This is a genomic window from Sulfitobacter sp. UBA1132 (assembly GCF_002311545.1).
In the GTDB taxonomy this organism is placed as follows: domain Bacteria; phylum Pseudomonadota; class Alphaproteobacteria; order Rhodobacterales; family Rhodobacteraceae; genus Sulfitobacter; species Sulfitobacter pontiacus.
The window spans coordinates 379,700-396,312 of the sequence record NZ_DCAN01000006.1; the positions used below are offsets into that span (position 1 = coordinate 379,700).

The 16,613-nt window shown below is 61.4% G+C and carries 16 protein-coding genes; 8 read left to right on the top strand and 8 right to left on the bottom strand.

The features are described 5' to 3' along the window. Window positions 1-66 precede the first annotated feature (66 nt). The gene (locus B4F27_RS05640) at window positions 67-939 is read left to right on the top strand and encodes an NAD(P)-dependent oxidoreductase (protein WP_037944263.1); all 873 of its coding nucleotides are present in this window, start codon (window positions 67-69) and stop codon (window positions 937-939) included. Window positions 940-984: 45 nt separating this feature from the next. On the opposite strand, the gene B4F27_RS05645 is transcribed toward B4F27_RS05640, so the two are convergent. Together B4F27_RS05645 and hemB are read right to left on the bottom strand one after the other, a co-directional pair. After that, window positions 985-1,551, bottom strand: a complete 567-nt coding sequence (locus B4F27_RS05645; RefSeq protein ID WP_005853509.1) for a YSC84-related protein — start codon at window positions 1,549-1,551, stop codon at window positions 985-987. Window positions 1,552-1,694: 143 nt separating this feature from the next. Then, window positions 1,695-2,693, bottom strand: a complete 999-nt coding sequence (hemB, locus tag B4F27_RS05650) for a porphobilinogen synthase (protein ID WP_286759098.1) — start codon at window positions 2,691-2,693, stop codon at window positions 1,695-1,697. 153 nt (window positions 2,694-2,846) lie between these two features. Here hemB and B4F27_RS05655 point away from each other — a divergent pair, with 153 nt between their 5' ends. Continuing rightward, window positions 2,847-3,374, top strand: a complete 528-nt coding sequence (locus B4F27_RS05655) for a hypothetical protein (RefSeq protein ID WP_005853514.1) — start codon at window positions 2,847-2,849, stop codon at window positions 3,372-3,374. A gap of 31 nt (window positions 3,375-3,405) precedes the next feature. Continuing rightward, window positions 3,406-6,894, top strand: a complete 3,489-nt coding sequence (mfd, locus tag B4F27_RS05660; RefSeq protein WP_286759099.1) for a transcription-repair coupling factor — start codon at window positions 3,406-3,408, stop codon at window positions 6,892-6,894. A gap of 51 nt (window positions 6,895-6,945) precedes the next feature. Here the strand turns inward: mfd and B4F27_RS05665 are convergent, their stop codons facing one another. The 5 genes from B4F27_RS05665 to mazG all read right to left on the bottom strand — a co-directional run bounded on the left by B4F27_RS05665 (window position 6,946) and on the right by mazG (window position 11,651). After that, on the bottom strand, window positions 6,946-7,767 hold the full coding sequence (locus B4F27_RS05665; RefSeq protein WP_286759100.1) for a DUF533 domain-containing protein: 822 nt from the start codon (window positions 7,765-7,767) through the stop codon (window positions 6,946-6,948). Between the two features lie 144 nt (window positions 7,768-7,911). Continuing rightward, window positions 7,912-9,324, bottom strand: coding sequence for a protein adenylyltransferase SelO (locus B4F27_RS05670; RefSeq protein WP_286759101.1), 1,413 nt, complete (start codon window positions 9,322-9,324; stop codon window positions 7,912-7,914). A 42-nt stretch (window positions 9,325-9,366) separates the two neighbouring features. Next, a complete protein-coding gene (locus B4F27_RS05675; protein ID WP_005853523.1) occupies window positions 9,367-9,816 on the bottom strand; it encodes a GNAT family N-acetyltransferase in 450 nt (149 codons plus the stop codon). Then, window positions 9,813-10,754 carry a nucleoside hydrolase gene (locus B4F27_RS05680; RefSeq protein ID WP_009824603.1) on the bottom strand — a complete coding sequence of 314 codons (942 nt, stop codon included), beginning with the start codon at window positions 10,752-10,754 and terminating at the stop codon, window positions 9,813-9,815. Before B4F27_RS05680 ends, B4F27_RS05675 begins: the two co-directional genes overlap by 4 nt. A gap of 72 nt (window positions 10,755-10,826) precedes the next feature. After that, window positions 10,827-11,651: a nucleoside triphosphate pyrophosphohydrolase gene (gene mazG, locus B4F27_RS05685; RefSeq protein WP_037966320.1), complete on the bottom strand. Its 825-nt coding sequence runs from the start codon at window positions 11,649-11,651 to the stop codon at window positions 10,827-10,829. Between the two features lie 62 nt (window positions 11,652-11,713). Between mazG and B4F27_RS05690 the strand changes: the two genes are divergently transcribed. From B4F27_RS05690 to B4F27_RS05700, 3 genes are all read left to right on the top strand, one after another. Further along, window positions 11,714-12,883 carry a M20 aminoacylase family protein gene (locus B4F27_RS05690; protein ID WP_005853528.1) on the top strand — a complete coding sequence of 390 codons (1,170 nt, stop codon included), beginning with the start codon at window positions 11,714-11,716 and terminating at the stop codon, window positions 12,881-12,883. Window position 12,884: 1 nt separating this feature from the next. Beyond that, a complete protein-coding gene (speB, locus tag B4F27_RS05695) occupies window positions 12,885-13,862 on the top strand; it encodes an agmatinase (RefSeq protein WP_286759102.1) in 978 nt (325 codons plus the stop codon). 72 nt (window positions 13,863-13,934) lie between these two features. After that, window positions 13,935-14,366 carry a DUF1499 domain-containing protein gene (locus B4F27_RS05700; protein ID WP_286759103.1) on the top strand — a complete coding sequence of 144 codons (432 nt, stop codon included), beginning with the start codon at window positions 13,935-13,937 and terminating at the stop codon, window positions 14,364-14,366. Here B4F27_RS05700 and B4F27_RS05705 read toward each other — a convergent pair. Further along, window positions 14,307-14,612 (bottom strand): hypothetical protein, encoded by a 306-nt coding sequence (locus B4F27_RS05705; protein WP_286759104.1) that lies wholly within the window; start codon window positions 14,610-14,612, stop codon window positions 14,307-14,309. The genes B4F27_RS05700 and B4F27_RS05705 overlap by 60 nt on opposite strands. Window positions 14,613-14,674: 62 nt before the next feature. On the opposite strand from B4F27_RS05705, the gene prfA reads away from it, so the two are divergent. After that, window positions 14,675-15,730 carry a peptide chain release factor 1 gene (gene prfA / locus B4F27_RS05710; RefSeq protein ID WP_180829335.1) on the top strand — a complete coding sequence of 352 codons (1,056 nt, stop codon included), beginning with the start codon at window positions 14,675-14,677 and terminating at the stop codon, window positions 15,728-15,730. Next, window positions 15,727-16,569 (top strand): peptide chain release factor N(5)-glutamine methyltransferase, encoded by an 843-nt coding sequence (prmC, locus tag B4F27_RS05715; RefSeq protein WP_286759105.1) that lies wholly within the window; start codon window positions 15,727-15,729, stop codon window positions 16,567-16,569. The genes prfA and prmC overlap by 4 nt, the downstream gene beginning before the upstream one ends. The last annotated feature ends 44 nt before the right edge of the window (window positions 16,570-16,613 follow it).

Genomic DNA, 16,613 nt, shown 5'->3' on the forward strand with positions numbered 1-16,613 from the left:
ACCAATGCGCGCAGGGTGATAGGTTCCTCTCAGGCAATAGCGCAACTGAATGACAAGGAAAAGACGATGGCAAAGCTCGCATTTTTGGGATTGGGCGTGATGGGTGCGCCAATGGCCGCGCATCTGCAAAAAGCGGGGCATGACGTGACCGTGTACAACCGCACCACAGAGAAGGCGCGCGCTTGGGCAGAAACCCACGGTGGCAAGATGGCAGAGACGCCCAAAGCCGCCGCTGAAGGAGCAGAGATCGTTTTTTCCTGCGTCGGCAATGATGACGATCTGCGCTCCGTCTGCGTTGGTGACGACGGCGCTTTTGCCGGAATGGGCGAGGGCACGATTTTTGTCGATCACACCACAGTCTCGGCCGCGGTGACGCGCGAATTGCACGCGGCGGCGGATGCGCGCCAGATCAGCTTTGTCGATGCGCCGATTTCCGGCGGGCAGGCGGGGGCGGAGAATGGCCAGCTGTCCATCATGTGCGGTGGCGATTCCGGTGCCTTTGATCGTGCGCTGCCCGTGATGGAGGTTTACGCCAAGATCTGCCGTCGCCTTGGCGACAGTGGTGCCGGCCAGATGACCAAGATGTGCAACCAGATTGCCATTGCTGGTCTGGTGCAGGGCCTGAGCGAGGCGCTGCATTTCGCCCAGAAGGCCGGATTGGACGGGCGCGATGTGGTCGAGGTGATCAGCCAGGGTGCCGCAGGCAGCTGGCAGATGGCCAACCGCTACGAGACAATGCTGGATGATAAATTCGACCACGGGTTTGCCGTGGACTGGATGCGCAAGGATCTGGGGATTTGTCTGGACACCGGCAACGAGATCGACGCGAGCCTGCCTGTCACGGCGCTGGTCGATCAGTTCTATAAGGATGTGCAGAAAATGGGGGGCGGACGTTGGGACACGTCGGCGCTGTTCAAACGTCTGAACGCCTTGGGTTAAGCCCAAAGCTGCCCGATCCGCGATGGTGCGGATCGGGCGTTATGCTTAGGGAATGATGCGCGAATATTTCGTGCCTTCCAGCGTGGCACCGATACGCAGACCGGCGCGGCCAAAGACGGCGGCCAGCACGGGGGCAAGCACGGTTGTGGTATCCGCTTCGACGCTTTCACCACGATCCGAGATGACATATTCCAGATCGGCACCCGCAGCCCAACCGGGGGAGCGGCGGAAATCGCTGAGCGCGGCTTCCGTCATGAAGAACAGCACATGCGCGTATTGCTGCGCCCCGATCTGCAAGCCGCCCGTCGCCTTGGTGACCGAGTAATAGTCGACAGTCACGTTATTCACCCGCAGCGCACCACGGCCATAGGCACCGCCAAAGCCAAGCCCGGCCTCGGTCACAAGCGGCATGATCAGCATACCGTTGGATTTTTCCGCCAGTTGCCGCGTGTTGGGGAAGCTGCGGTACATCGCGTTGAGCGTCGCATCGACGCGGGCGTCGATCATCCCGCTGCCACGGCTGCCGACACCGTTGCCACATGCCGCAACGGCACCCGCGCTTGCAATCGCACCCAAAGCGAAAGCCCGGCGCGAGAAAGTGTTGTTTGTCATAGTCTTCTGCCTGTAATTGCCTGTGCCGGTTCATCCGGTTTCTGCGCGATCTTATGCTCAAAACCCGCGGGTGTCACGAATTTAGGGCTTGAATCGGCGGTGATCTGCCACACGTGGCGTGTTATTTGCGCATCGAAGCCGCGTTATCCGTTCATCAACCGCGCCACGGCAGGGGCAAAATACGTCAAGACCCCGTCACAGCCCGCACGTTTGAACCCCATCAGGCTTTCCATCATCACGCGGTCTTCGTCGATCCAGCCATTCTGGGCGGCGGCTTTCACCATGCTGTATTCACCCGACACCTGATAGGCAAAGGTCGGTGCCCCAAAGCTGGATTTCACGCGGTGGCAGATATCAAGATACGGCATGCCGGGTTTGACCATGACCATATCGGCCCCTTCGCGCAGATCACGCTCGATCAGGCGGATCGACTCGTTGCTGTTGGCGTAATCCATCTGATAGGTCTTCTTGTCGCCGGTCAGCGCCCCCGAGGCCCCCACAGCATCGCGGAACGGGCCATAGAAGGCCGAGGCGTATTTCGCCGCGTAGCTCATGATCATCACGTCGGAATGGCTCGCCCCTTCAAGGCCCGCGCGGATCGCGGCGATGCGCCCGTCCATCATATCGGACGGCCCGATGATATCCGCGCCTGCGTCGGCCTGCGCCAGCGCCATCTTGACCAATGCCTCGACCGTACGATCGTTCACAATGATCCCGTCTTCGACAAAGCCGTCATGGCCGTTGATATTATAGGTGTCCAGCGCGACATCGGTCATGAGGACCATATCGGGCACCGCCTCGCGGATCGCGCGAATGGCGCGGTTGGCGTTGTTTTCAGGATCCCAGGCGCCGGCGCAATCCTCTGTCCGGTCCTCGATACCGGTATAGGGGAAGATACACATCGCCCCGATCCCCAGATCAGAAGCCTCGCGCGCGGCATCGACCAGCTTGTCAACGCTGCGCCGATAGACGCCGGGCATGGAGGGGACGGGCTCTTCCACGCCCTCACCGCTGCGCACGAACACCGGCCAGATCAGATCCCCCAAGGACAGCGCATTTTCACGGACCAATGCACGGACGCCCTCGGATTGACGGGTGCGGCGCAGGCGGGTGGCGGGAAAGGGGGCTTGTTGGGGTCTCATGCAAAAATACCTCAGATGCTACCGGGCAAGGCTTGCCACGTATTTTTGCACGGCTCAAGGCTAGGAATTTCGCGAACGCGCCGCTATGACAGGCAGACGATTGTAGGGCAGCACGTCTGAACACAATGATTTCACTTCAAAGATGAGCGCACCTTGACCCTCTATCAGACAATTTTCGAAGTCATCGACATGCGGTCTTTTTCCAACCTGTGGTACTGGATCGCCGTTGCGGTGATCTGGTCTTCTGCCAGCCATTGGGTCTTGGGCGTGCCCTTTGATATGGTGCTGCGCGCGCGGCGCAACGGTGAACAGGCGCTGGTCGACCTGGAGGATATGGCACGCATCAACGTGAACCGTATTCTATATATCACCCAAGTGTCCGGCATCTGGATTTTGGGGTTCACCTGCTTTTTCATGACGATGCTCTTTACGCTGGCGGTTTTCTACCGGTTCGAATTCGCCCAAGCCGTGCTGTTGCTGGCTTTTCCGTTGTGTCTGGTAGGGGTGCTGAGCGTGTCGACCGCGCAGCAGATCCGCGAGGATTCCGGCACCGGCGACCGCCTGATCAAACGGCTGAACCGTCACCGTCTTTATACCCAGATCATCGGGATGATTTCGATTTTCATCACATCGATGTGGGGCATGTACCAAAACCTTTATACAGGTCCGTTTGGCGGTTGAAAAAACCGCGATCGGATACAGGTAGCTGCTGATGTCAGAGAAATCCCAAATCACGCTGTCCGGCGTTCCCGAAGGTTTTGACGCACAGGCGGTGCTGAACGAACTGGGCAAAAGTGGCACACCGGTGCTGCATATTGCCCGCGATGACAAACGCATGGTGGCAATGCAGGCGGCACTGCGCTTTTTCGCGCCGGATGTGCCTGTGGTCGTCTTCCCCGGATGGGATTGCCTGCCCTATGACCGCGTGTCGCCCAATGCCGATATCTCGGCGCAGCGGATGGCGACGCTGGCGGGACTGGTGCATGGAATGCCGGACCGTTTTATCCTGCTGACCACGCTGAACGCCGCGACCCAGCGGGTGCCTGCGCGCGATGTGCTGCGCGATGCCGCGTTTTCGGCCCGTGTGGGCGACCGGATAGACGAGGCAGCCTTGCGCGGGTTCCTTGTCCGCATGGGCTTTGTCCAGAGCCCGACGGTGACCGAACCGGGCGACTACGCGATCCGCGGCGGCATCATCGACATTTTCCCACCCGGCGATCTTGGCCCTGTGCGACTGGACCTCTTTGGCGATACGCTGGACGGGGCGCGCCGCTTTGATCCGGTGACACAGCGCACCACAGAAAAGCTGGAGCTCGTGGAGCTTGCCCCCGTCAGCGAAGTCATCCTTGACGAAAGTGCTATCACCCGTTTCCGCCAGAACTACCGGATCGAATTCGGGGCCGCGGGGACCGATGATCCGCTGTATGAAGCGATCAGCGCAGGGCGCAAGCATCAGGGCGCGGAACACTGGATGTCGTTCTTTCACGAGACGCTCGAGACCTTGTTCGACTACGTGCCGCGGGCGACGATCACGCTGGACGACCAACTGACCGCGCAACGTTTGTCGCGGTGGGAGAGTATCGCGGATCAATATGAAACCCGCAGGCTGGCGATGGCGAACCGGTCGAAGATGGATAGCGTCTACAAGCCCGCACCGCCCGAGGGGCTGTACCTGACCGACACCGCGTGGGAAACCGCGCTGATCGGCAAACGCGTGATCAGTTTCAAGCCGCTCCCCCAGCCGACGGGTCCGCATGTGCTGGATGCGGGCGGACGCTTGGGGCGTAACTTCGCCCCCGAGCGGCAACAGGAAACCGTAAGCCTTTTCGGTGCTTTGGCCGCGCATATTAAAGCAAAACTTCAAGAAGGTCCGGTGGTCATCGCCAGCTATTCCGATGGCGCGCGGGAACGGCTGACTGGGCTGATCGAAGACGAAGGCATGGGCGAGACCATCGCCATCAAGAATGGCACCCGCATCGGCAAACGCGGGCTGCATCTGGCGGTTTGGGCGTTGGAACACGGGTTCGAAGCCCCGTGGGAAAGCAGCAGCAGCGCGTCGAAACTGACTGTCATCTCTGAACAAGACATCCTTGGCGACCGCTTGATCCGCGCGCCGAAACGTAAACGGCGGGCCGAGAATTTCCTAACCGAGACACAATCGCTGAGCCCCGGCGATCTGGTCGTGCATGTGGATCACGGTGTCGGCCGCTATCTGGGGATGGAGGTGGTGACCGCCGCCGGTGCCGCCCATGAATGTCTGCTGCTGGAATACGCCGAAAGCTCGAAGCTCTATCTGCCGGTCGAGAATATCGAACTGCTGTCACGCTATGGCCATGACGAGGGGCTGCTTGACAAGCTGGGCGGTGGCGCGTGGCAGTCCAAGAAAGCCAAGCTCAAGGAACGCATCCGCGAGATGGCGGACAAGCTGATCCGCATCGCCGCCGAACGTGCGCTGCGCAAAGCGCCTGTCATGGATTCGCCCCCCGGCATGTGGGACGCGTTTTCCGCGCGCTTCCCCTATACCGAGACCGACGACCAGTTGAATGCCATCTCGGATGTGCTGGACGATCTGACCAGCGGCAACCCGATGGACCGGCTGATCTGCGGCGACGTAGGCTTTGGCAAGACAGAGGTCGCCATGCGCGCCGCCTTTGTCGCGGCGATGTCAGGGTTGCAGGTGGCGATTGTCGCGCCGACGACCCTGCTGGCACGTCAGCACTATAAATCCTTCGCCGAACGCTTCCGTGGCTTCCCGCTTGAAGTGCGTCAACTGTCGCGTTTTGTCACCGCGAAAGAGGCCACAGCCACCCGCGACGGCATCAATCGCGGCACCGTCGATGTTGTTGTCGGCACCCACGCGCTGCTGGCAAAGACGGTCAAGTTCAAGAACCTCGGCCTGCTGATTATTGATGAAGAACAACACTTTGGCGTGGGTCACAAAGAACGGCTCAAGGCGATGCGCACGGATATTCACGTGCTGACCCTGACCGCCACGCCGATCCCGCGCACCCTGCAGCTTAGCCTGACCGGCGTGCGCGACCTGTCGATCATCGGCACGCCACCAGTCGACCGTCTGGCCATCCGGACCTATGTCAGCGAATTTGATGCCGTCACCCTGCGCGAGGCGCTGTTGCGCGAACATTATCGCGGCGGGCAGTCCTTCTATGTTGTGCCCCGCATCACCGATCTGCCCGAAATCGAAGCGTTCCTGAAAGAGCAACTGCCCGAGCTGACCTATCTTGTTGCCCATGGGCAGATGGCCGCCGGAGAGCTCGACAACCGGATGAACGCCTTTTACGACGGGAAGTATGACATCCTGCTGGCCACGACGATTGTGGAATCCGGTCTGGATATCCCGACCGCCAACACGATGATCGTGCACCGTGCCGATATGTTCGGTCTGGCACAGCTCTACCAGATCAGGGGCAGGGTGGGCCGATCAAAAACCCGCGCCTATGCCTATCTGACAACCAAACCCCGTGCCAAGCTGACGGCCACGGCAGAGAAGCGTTTGCGGGTGTTGGGCAGTCTCGACACGCTTGGGGCAGGCTTTACGCTGGCGTCGCAGGATCTTGATATCCGGGGCGCGGGCAACCTGCTGGGCGAGGAACAATCCGGCCAGATGCGCGACGTGGGGTTCGAGCTTTATCAATCCATGCTGGAAGACGCGATTGCCAAGATCAAGTCGGGCGAGCTGGAAGGCGTGATCGACGACGATGGGCAGTGGGCACCGCAGATCAATCTGGGCGTGCCGGTGCTGATCCCCGAGGATTACGTCCCTGATCTGGATGTGCGCCTTGGGCTCTACCGTCGCCTGTCCGAACTGACCACCAAGGTCGAGCTGGAAGGCTTTGCCGCCGAGCTGATCGACCGTTTCGGCAAGCTGCCGAAAGAGGTGAATACGCTGATGCTGGTCGTGCGGATCAAGGCGATGTGCAAACGCGCCGGTATTGCCAAGCTGGATGGCGGGCCCAAGGGCGTCACGATCCAGTTTCACAACGACAAATTCGCCTCGCCCGAGGGGTTGGTCACCTTCATTCAGGACCAACGCGGGCTGGCAAAGGTCAAAGAGAACAAGATCGTCGTCAAGCGCGACTGGAAAACCGATGCCGACAAGATCAAAGGGGCCTTTGCCATCGCTCGTGATCTGGCAGAGCATGTGATCGCCAAGGAAAAGAAGGCCAAGAAAGCAAAAGCCTGACCCGTTTCGGGGTCAGGCTTTCACAACCGTCTGTGGTCAGGCCGCGCCGCTTTAGGTGTAAAGCGACGGCACCCCCATCTGCGCGTGGATCTCGTTCACCGCAGCGGGCTGCATGCCATAAGCGCTGGCCAGCTTGTGCAGATATTGCGCCTCTTCCTGCGTATCCAGATCAATCGCCAGCAGCGACATCGCATAGATTTGCGGGCCCATGCCGTCGGGGGTCTGGGCGACCAGCGCGTCGACATCCACAGGGGCTTCCATCTGGCCTTGCACGAATGCGGCCTCGTCAGCGTCCACGTCGCCCAGGTGGTTCAGCAGCTTTTCACGCTCGTTCTCATCAAAAGTACCGTCAGATTTCGCGGCCTGGATCATCGCGGCGATCATCAGCGCGGCGGTGGCCTCCTGCTCGCGCGAGGGGGTGATTTCGGGGGCAGGGTTGCTATCGAATTGCGAGTTCAGCACCGCGCCAAAGTCTGCCTCTGGCCGTTCGGGGGCTTTTTGGCTGGCACCGCCCAGGCTGGACAGCAAGCCACCCGCACCTGCGGCACCGGCAAGCCCACCCAGCAGCCCGCCAAGGCCGCCCGAGCTGCCTGACGTGCTGGTTCCTGTGCCGCCGCCAAGCTGGTTCAGCAAACCGCCCAAGCCGCCGCTGCTGGCACCTGACGATCCCCCCATCAAACCACCCAGCATATCCTGCAGGTTACCGCCCGAGCCGCCCGTGCTGCCGCCGGTCAGACCGCCCAACAGTCCGCCCAATCCGCCGCCGCTGCTGGCGCTGCCGGTTGTGGATTTATTCTTGTTCATCATGGCGCTGGCCCCTTTGGCCACAGCCACGCCGATCGCCACTTTGGCCAATGTTTTCATCAAGCTCATTATCGATAATCCTTTTGGGTCAAATCGCCTGCAAGTCTGTTGCAGTTTACTGTGCAAAACAACCAAAAGATCGCGGGGGTTCCCGCTTGTCGACGTGCTTGACGGTGGGACAACGGGTGACACCAGCCACCCGCTGGCCGTCGTTCAGGTGCCGCAGAAGGTGGCCGGCACGATTTCCTGCGTCGTCGGCGCGCGGTGCAGGTCGGCGTCGGTTTCGCGGTACGGGCGGGCAAGCGCTGTCATCAGCCGGTGGAACGGGTCCATATCACCGGCAACGGCGGCGTTGATCATCGCCTCTATCCGGTGGTTGCGCGGGATCACGGCGGGGTTGGCGGCCTCCATGACCGATTTAGGGTCCGGCTCGGCCGCGATGCGCTGCTGCCACGCGTCGCGCCAGTTGGCAAAGGCCGCGCGGTCGGTGAACTGGCCGGCGGCATCATCGCCTGACAGCGCGCGGAACGCATTGGTAAAATCCGCGCCATCCGTTTGCATCAGCGACAACAGGGCGTCGATCAGCGCAGTATCTTCAGCCTTGGGCGTCGTGATCCCGATCTTGGCAGCAAAGCGTCTCAGCCAGGCTTGCTCGATCAACGCGGGCATGGCGTGCACGATTTCTGTCGCCTCGGCCACGCCGCTTTCGGGATCATCAAGCTGCTGCAACAACGAGGTTGCAAGCTGCGCCATATTCCACACGACGATTTGCGGCTGATTGGCATAGGCATAGCGCCCCTGACGGTCGATGGAGCTGAACACACGGTTGGGGTGGAACGCATCCATGAAGGCGCAGGGGCCGTAATCAATCGTCTCGCCCGAGATGGCGCAGTTATCGGTGTTCATCACCCCGTGAATAAAGCCCACAGACATCCACGCCGCGACCAGATCCGCCTGTGCAGCGCAGACCGCGCGCAGCAGGCCCAAGGGCCCGTCCGCCTGCGGGTAGTGCCGCTGGATCGCATAGTCGGTGAGGCGGCGTAGGTTTTCGACCTCGCCCCGATGGGCAAAGACCTGAAACGTCCCCACACGCAGATGGCTTGCGGCGACGCGGGTCAGCACGGCACCGGGCAGGGCGGTTTCGCGAAAAACATCCTCGCCACTCTGCACAGCGGCCAAGGCGCGGGTGGTGGGGATGCCAAGGGCGTGCATCGCCTCGGACACCACATATTCGCGCAAGACCGGCCCAAGCCAGGCGCGCCCGTCGCCGCCACGGGAATAGGGCGTGCGCCCCGATCCTTTCAGCTGGATATCGCGGCGCTGGCCCTTTGCATCCAGCACCTCGCCCAAGAGGATCGCGCGACCATCGCCAAGCTGCGGGTTGTAATTGCCGAACTGATGCCCCGCATAAAGCTGCGCCAGCGGGTCGGCACCGGCGGGCAGTTCGTTCCCGCTGAAGATAAAGGCCAGATCCTCGGTCGATCCGTGGGTGATCCCCAGCGTCTTTGCCAGCGGCGCGTTGAAAGCCAGCAGTTTGGGATCGGCCACCGGCGTAGGCGTGGTGCGGGTGAAAAAGCCATCGGGCAAGGCCGCGTAGCTGTTATCGAAGGGGGCTGATACTGTCATAGGGCTGATATAGGGGCCGCGGCCCCAGCTTGCCAGTCCGCGTCAGAATTTGCGCGACATGAACATGTAGTTTTCGCGGGGGCGAAAGCCTGCACGGTGGTAAAGCTTCTGCGCGATCTCGTTGCTACGCTCTACCTCAAGATGGATCGCGCGCAGACCGCCGCCCGCCAGCGCATTCGGGACGGCCAGCAATGCCTCTGTCGCGATGCCACGGCCACGCACGCCGGGGCGCACGTAGATTTCATCGATGATCGCGTCCAGACCGCCGAATTCAACCGACCAGCCGAAGGTGATGATGATATAGCCGATGGGCGCACGGGCAGGGCCGATCAGATAGGCCACCCCATAGGGCGTGCCTTCGAGAAGCGGTGCCAGCCCGTTGCGGCGGTCGTCATCCGTCTGCTCGATCCCCGTCTCGGCGTGAAAGCTGCCCACGAGGGCAACGAGACGGTCCAGATGCTCTGGCTTGGCAAGGGTGAAGGCCGCGCTCATAGACGGGCCAACCGTTCGGTCAGCAGGGCAAAGAAGCCATCAGAATCCAGATCGCCCATAAAGGTCGCATTGGGGGCGCGGTCGGTCACGCCCCACCAATCGGCGACGGTCATACCCATGGTCAGCTCTGACTCTGTCTCGATCTCGACGTTGATATGGCGGCCTTTGAACAGATCGGGGTTGATCAGATAGGCGGTGACGCAAGGGTCATGCAGCGGCGCGCCGTCAGAGCCGTATTTCTCTTTGTCGAACCGTTCGAAGAAATCGGTCATTTCAGCCACGGCGATGCCCACAGGCGTGCCAAGGGCGCGGAAAGCATCGTTGCGCGCTTTGGTCACCAGCGCCTTATGGGTAACGTCCAGCGGCATGACAACGATAGGCGCGCCGGATTTAAACACGATATCAGCCGCTTGCGGGTCGACGTAGATGTTAAACTCCGCCGTTGGGGTGATGTTGCCCCCTTCGAAATAGCCGCCGCCCATCAGCACGATCTTGGCGATGCGATCGGCGATATCGGGTGCTTTTTGCAACGCGGTGGCGATATTGGTCAGCGGCCCCAGCGGGCATAGCGTGACGGTTCCCGGAGCGTTATCGCGCAGCGTGTCGATGATAAAATCCACCGCATGGCCTTCGGCCATCGGCATGGTAGGTTCGGGAAGATCGGGGCCGTCCAGCCCGGTCTTGCCGTGCACATGCTCTGCTGTGACCAGCGCGCGGCCCAGGGGGCGGTCGCATCCGGCAAAGACTTTGACATCCCGTTTGCCTGCCAATTCGCACACGATCCGCGCGTTGCGCGAGGTGAGGTCCAGCGGCACATTGCCCGCGACGCAGGTGATCCCCAGAACATCAAGCTCTTCGGGGCTGGCCAAAGCGACAAGGATCGCTACGGCGTCATCCTGACCGGGGTCCGTGTCGATAATGATCTTGCGCGGTGTCATGGGCTCTCCTGTCTTGGCTGTGCCAGAGCCTTGCCGCAAGTGCCGCGACTTGTCCAGCAGGCACGGGCGGTCCTAGCTGCGTTCCGCCCGTTTTACATCCTCCCACAGGGCATCCATCTCGGCCAGATCGCTGTCCGAGGGCGATTTACCTCGTGCGGCCAACCGCGCCTCTACCCCGTTGAAGCGGCGGATGAATTTGGCGTTGGCGGCGCGCAGGGCGGCTTCGGGTTCGACCCCAAGATGCCGGCCCAGATTGGCCATAACGAACATCAGGTCACCGTATTCCTCGGTTACCTCGGCCTGGGTCAGGGTATCACGCGCCTCGACCAGTTCGGTTGCTTCCTCGGTGATCTTGGCGATCACATCATCGACCTGCGGCCAGTCAAACCCGACACGGGCCGCCCGTTTTTGCAGCTTGTAGGCGCGCAGCAGCGCGGGCAGGCCGACAGCCACACCGTCAAGCGTTCCCCCCTGGGCCTTGCCCGCGCGTTCTGCCGCCTTGATCTTCTCCCAATCCGCGGTCTGCTGTTCGGCTGATTTATCGCGGCTTTCATCGCCGAAAACATGCGGGTGCCGCGCGACCATCTTGTCCGAGATATTGCGCACCACCGTCTGAAAGCTGAACCGCCCGTCCTCTTCGCCCATGGCCGTGTGATACACGGTCTGGAGCAGCAGATCGCCCAACTCTCCCTCAAGCTCGGGCCAGTCGCGCCGTTCGATCGCATCGGCGACTTCATAGGCTTCTTCAATGGTATAGGGGGCGATGCTGTCGAAATCCTGTTCGATATCCCAAGGGCATCCGGTTTGCGGGTCACGCAGGCGGCGCATGATTTCCAACAAGCGTTCGATCCCGGCGTCGCGATCGTGGATCAACGCATCATTTCTTGTCTCGGCCATTGCAGCCCCCATGTGTCTGATGTCAGATGCAACCTGACCAGCATCCCCACAGGAGTCCAGTAATGCCCGTCGTGAACCGTATCGCGGATTATGCCCCCCAAATGACAGAATGGCGCAGATATCTGCACACGATCCCGGAACTGGGGAACGACTGCTTCAAGACCGCGGCTTTCGTGGCGGAACGCCTGCGGGACTTCGGCGTGGACGAGCTGCACGAAGGCTTTGCCACCACGGGCATCGTCGCCATCATCAACGGTCAGGCCGAGGGGCCGACCATCGGGTTGCGCGCCGATATGGATGCGCTGCCGATCCCCGAGGAAACTGGGCTGGACTATGCCAGCACCCACGCAGGCAAGATGCACGCCTGCGGGCACGACGGGCATACAACGATGCTGCTGGGGGCGGCGAAATATCTGGCGGAAACGCGCAATTTCGCGGGCCGCGTGGCGCTGATCTTCCAACCCGCCGAAGAAACCGGCGGCGGGGCCGAGGTGATGGTCGAGGAAGGGATCCTTGATCGCTTCGACATCGGTCAGGTCTATGCGCTGCACAATGCGCCCGGCTTTGAGAAAGGGGGCTTTTACACATCCCCCGGCGCGATGATGGCGGCGGTCGATGAATTTCATATCCACATCAAGGGCTTGGGTGGTCATGGTGCCACACCGCATCTGACCCGAGATCCGGTCGTTGCCGCCTGTGGCATTGCGACGGCATTGCAGACCATCGTCAGCCGCAACCACTATGCGCAGGATGATCTTGTCGTTTCAGTCACGCAGATCCACACGGGCACCACCGACAACGTGATCCCCGAAACGGCCTATATCAACGGCACTGTACGCAGCTTTGACAAAGAGGTGCAGGCCATGGTGATCCGCCGGATGGAGCAGATCGTCGCCGGGCAGGCCGCCAGCTATGATGTCAGCGCGACACTTGAGTATGAAAAGGGCTATCCCGCCACGGTGAACACCCCGGAAGAGGCCGGATTTGCCGCCGCCGTTGCCACCGAGATTGCGGGCGAGGACCGCGTGATTGCCGATAATGGCCGCGAGATGGGGGCCGAGGATTTCAGTTATATGCTGGAAAAACGCCCCGGTGCCTATTTGTTCATCGGGCAGGGTGACACCGCAGGGCTGCACCACGCCGCCTATAACTTCGACGATGAGATCGCGCCCGTGGGTGCATCCTTTTTTGCCCGCATCGTCGAGCGGGCCCAACCATTAGGAGCCAAGTAACATGGGTTTGGAAGACGCGAAAAATCAGGTTGATCAAGCCTTTACCCGCGAAGATCTAAAAGGGCCGAGCTTCGAGAACGCCTTTGGCGGGGCCACGTCCTTTCTGCGGCGGCGCTATACCAAAGACCTGCGCGGCGTGGACATCGCCGTGACCGGCGTGCCCTTTGATCAGGCCGTGACCAACCGTACCGGCACCCGTCTGGGCCCACGTGCGATCCGCGAAGCGTCTTCCTTACAGCCCTACGATCCGCCCTATGGCTGGGATTTCGACGTGCTCAGCGAGTTTGCCATCGCCGACTATGGCGATCTGGCATTCGATTATGGTCACACAAGCCAGTTTCCTGCCGCTTTAACAAGCCATATCAAAGGGATACTGGACGCAGGTGCAGCAAGTGTGACCCTGGGCGGAGACCACTACATCAGTTTCCCGATCCTCAAGGCCTATGCCGAAAAATACGGCCCTATCAGTCTGTTACAGTTCGATGCGCATTCGGATACATGGCCTGACGATGATATGGACCGGATCGACCACGGCACCATGTTCTACAAGGCGGTGAAATCGGGCATCGTTGATCCCAAAACCTCGGTTCAGGTGGGCATCCGCACGACCAACCCCGATACGCTTGGCGTGACAACCATCGACGCGCGCGAGGTCCACGAGAAGGGGCCGCAAGCAGCCGTTTCCAAAATAAAACAAGTACTTGGCGACCGTCCTTGCTATCTTACATTCGATATCGACGCGCTTGATCCGGCCTTTGCACCGGGCACAGGCACGCCGGTATGGGGCGGGCTCACGTCGGCGCAGGCGGCGATCATGATGCGGGATCTGGCGGGGATCAATATCGTGGGCGGCGACATCGTTGAAGTCTCTCCGCCTTTTGACACGACCGGTGCGACAGCGATCGCGGGGGCCCATGTGGCGACCGAGATCCTGTGCCTGCTGGGGTGGAATATGCGGCAGACCAAGGCCAGCAAATAACCACTGGCGGCGCAGTTTGCGACGGCAGGACGCTCCGCGGGGAGTTTATTTTGCAAAATGAAGGTAAAGATAATGATGGCATTTTTCTGGATCGCACTGGCGATTTTCGTCGCTTTGCAGGCGTACATCCGTCTTGCACCCGGCCCCGCGGCCCGCTGGGAATTGGGCGCGGTCGACAAGGCCCCCGGTGATTACCCGTCGGAGGGGGGCCTTATGGCCGTGCGCGAGGTTGAAGGCGATGGCACGGCGTTCTTGAACCGGTTTGACGACGCGATGCTGTCGTTGCCCCGAACCCAGCGGATCGACAGCACCGCAGGTCAGGCGCTTTATGTCACACGATCGGGCTTCTGGGGTTTTCCCGATTACACCAGCGTCGCGGTCACCCCCGTTGACGGGGCGGATCAAAGCCGCGCGGTGGTCTATGGGCGGTTGCGCTTTGGCCGGTCAGATATGGGCGTGAACGCCAAGCGTTTGAAGCGGGTTCTGGCGCAAGCCGGGGTCTAGGCGCTGTGCGAGGCCGGGGCAGGCCTCGCCGATATCGCGCCACATGGGCACATTCAGCGACATCTGGCATTGCGCGGCAAAGCGGCGACCGTTGACATCGAGGCAGATCGTTTGCCCCAGCTCGACCCGCTGGCCGTTGCGGTCGGTGCAATAGCACTCCACCGTTTTGCGCCCCGAGGGCGCGGGGTCCGCCGCAAGCGACGGGGCAAGGCAGATCAGACTGAAAACCAGCGAAATGCGTTTCATAGGGGCATCATAGCACAGGCTGGGTCTTGACCATAGCCGCTTCATCAGCGACATCCAGCGGTATGATCCCCATGGACCGCCTTGCCCAAATCACCCAACGTTTCCAGTTTCTGGAGGCGTCGATGTCTGCTGGCTCTGACGGGGCGGATTTTGCCAAGCTGGCCAAGGAATACGCCGATCTGCGCCCCGTGGTCGAACAGATCGACGCCTATCGCCAGTTGCTGCAAGACATGGACGAGGCCCGCGCCATGCTGAAAGACCCCGAGATGGCGGAGCTAGCCGAGGAAGAGCTGCCGCGCCTGAAGGCCGCCTTGCCACAAGCGGAGGCTGATTTGCAGCTCGCGCTGCTGCCGCGGGACGAGGCCGACAAAAAGCCTGCGATGCTGGAGATCCGCCCCGGCACCGGCGGGGATGAGGCAGCACTTTTCGCCGCCGATCTGCTGCGCATGTATCAACGCTATGCCGAGGCGCGGGGCTGGAAGGTCGAGCTGATCGAACAACAGTTCACCGAGCTTGGCGGCGTCAAAGAGGTCGTGGCCCATATCAAGGGCGAGAATGTCTTTGCCCGTCTGAAATACGAATCCGGTGTGCACCGCGTGCAGCGTGTGCCCTCTACCGAAAGCGGCGGGCGTATCCATACTTCTGCCGCGACTGTCGCGGTTCTGCCAGAGGCAGAGGATGTGGATATTCACATCGACGCCAACGATCTGCGGATCGATACGATGCGCAGTTCAGGGGCGGGCGGGCAACACGTCAACACCACCGATTCTGCCGTGCGCATCACCCACCTGCCGACGGGGCTGGTGGTGACGTCTTCCGAGAAATCACAGCACCGCAACCGCGAGATCGCGATGCAGGTGCTGAAAGCGCGGCTTTATGATATGGAGCGTCAGCGGGTGGACAGTGAACGATCGGCCAGCCGTGCGGCGCAGGTGGGGTCGGGGGACCGGTCTGAACGGATCCGGACCTATAACTTCCCGCAAGGGCGCCTGACCGACCACCGGATCAACCTCACCCTCTACCGGCTTGAAGCCGTGATGCAGGGCGATCTGGACGAGATTGTCGATGCGTTGACCGCGGATGCGCAGGCGCAGCTGCTGGCCGAGATGGGGCAGTGAGCGCGCCAACCGCCGCGCAAGCCATGGTCGCCGCCACAGCGCGATTGCGCGCGGCGGGCGTGCCTGACCCCGCACGGGATGCGCGGATCTTGCTGGCGCATGCGGCCTCGGTTGATGCGGCGCGGGTGACGTTGATCGCGCCCGAGGAAATCGCGCCGGATATTGCCGAACGCTACGAAAAGCTGATCGCCTTGCGGGCGGTGCGCGTGCCGGTCTCGCATCTGGTGGGTCAGCGGGCGTTTTACGGGCGCGACTTCAAGGTCAGCCGCGATGTGCTGGACCCGCGGCCCGAGACCGAATCCCTTATTGAACTGGCGCTGTCCGAGCCCTTTGAACGGGTGCTTGATCTGGGCACCGGATCGGGCTGTATTCTGGTGACGCTTCTGGCCGAACAGCAAGACGCGCGCGGCCTGGGCCTTGATCTGTCCGAAGCTGCCTGTCTGCAGGCCAGCGCCAATGCGGTGTTGCACGGGGTGCAGGCACGCGCGGAGATCAAGCAATCGGATTGGTTCAGCGCGGCCGAGGGGCGGTTCGATCTGATCGTTTCCAACCCGCCATATCTGGCCCAAAGCGAGATGGCGGATGTCTCGCCCGAACTGCGCTTGCATGAACCCGAGATGGCATTGACCGACGGGCAGGACGGGTTGAGTGTTTACCGTATCATCGCGGCGCAGGCACAGGGATATCTGACGCCCACAGGCCGCGTTCTGGCAGAAATCGGCTGGCAACAGGGTGCCGATGTGAAAGTGATATTTGAGGCAGCCGGTTGGGGCCGGGTGCGCATCTTGCCCGATCTGGGCGGGCGCGACCGTGTCCTTTGGGCCGATACGCCAGCATAAACACGCCAAAACTTGTCATTTGGGGGTGTTTTTCGCCAATTTCC

What these genes read in the sequence shown, in the direction of transcription:
- B4F27_RS05640 (WP_037944263.1), top strand. Translation starts at nt 67, where the DNA reads ATGGCAAAGCTCGCATTTTTGGGATTGGGCGTGATGGGTGCGCCAATG.
- B4F27_RS05645 (WP_005853509.1), bottom strand. Translation starts at nt 1,551, where the DNA reads ATGACAAACAACACTTTCTCGCGCCGGGCTTTCGCTTTGGGTGCGATT.
- hemB (WP_286759098.1), bottom strand. Translation starts at nt 2,693, where the DNA reads ATGAGACCCCAACAAGCCCCCTTTCCCGCCACCCGCCTGCGCCGCACC.
- mfd (WP_286759099.1), top strand. Translation starts at nt 3,406, where the DNA reads ATGTCAGAGAAATCCCAAATCACGCTGTCCGGCGTTCCCGAAGGTTTT.
- B4F27_RS05665 (WP_286759100.1), bottom strand. Translation starts at nt 7,767, where the DNA reads ATGAGCTTGATGAAAACATTGGCCAAAGTGGCGATCGGCGTGGCTGTG.
- B4F27_RS05670 (WP_286759101.1), bottom strand. Translation starts at nt 9,324, where the DNA reads ATGACAGTATCAGCCCCCTTCGATAACAGCTACGCGGCCTTGCCCGAT.
- B4F27_RS05675 (WP_005853523.1), bottom strand. Translation starts at nt 9,816, where the DNA reads ATGAGCGCGGCCTTCACCCTTGCCAAGCCAGAGCATCTGGACCGTCTC.
- B4F27_RS05680 (WP_009824603.1), bottom strand. Translation starts at nt 10,754, where the DNA reads ATGACACCGCGCAAGATCATTATCGACACGGACCCCGGTCAGGATGAC.
- mazG (WP_037966320.1), bottom strand. Translation starts at nt 11,651, where the DNA reads ATGGCCGAGACAAGAAATGATGCGTTGATCCACGATCGCGACGCCGGG.
- B4F27_RS05690 (WP_005853528.1), top strand. Translation starts at nt 11,714, where the DNA reads ATGCCCGTCGTGAACCGTATCGCGGATTATGCCCCCCAAATGACAGAA.
- speB (WP_286759102.1), top strand. Translation starts at nt 12,885, where the DNA reads ATGGGTTTGGAAGACGCGAAAAATCAGGTTGATCAAGCCTTTACCCGC.
- B4F27_RS05700 (WP_286759103.1), top strand. Translation starts at nt 13,935, where the DNA reads ATGATGGCATTTTTCTGGATCGCACTGGCGATTTTCGTCGCTTTGCAG.
- B4F27_RS05705 (WP_286759104.1), bottom strand. Translation starts at nt 14,612, where the DNA reads ATGAAACGCATTTCGCTGGTTTTCAGTCTGATCTGCCTTGCCCCGTCG.
- prfA (WP_180829335.1), top strand. Translation starts at nt 14,675, where the DNA reads ATGATCCCCATGGACCGCCTTGCCCAAATCACCCAACGTTTCCAGTTT.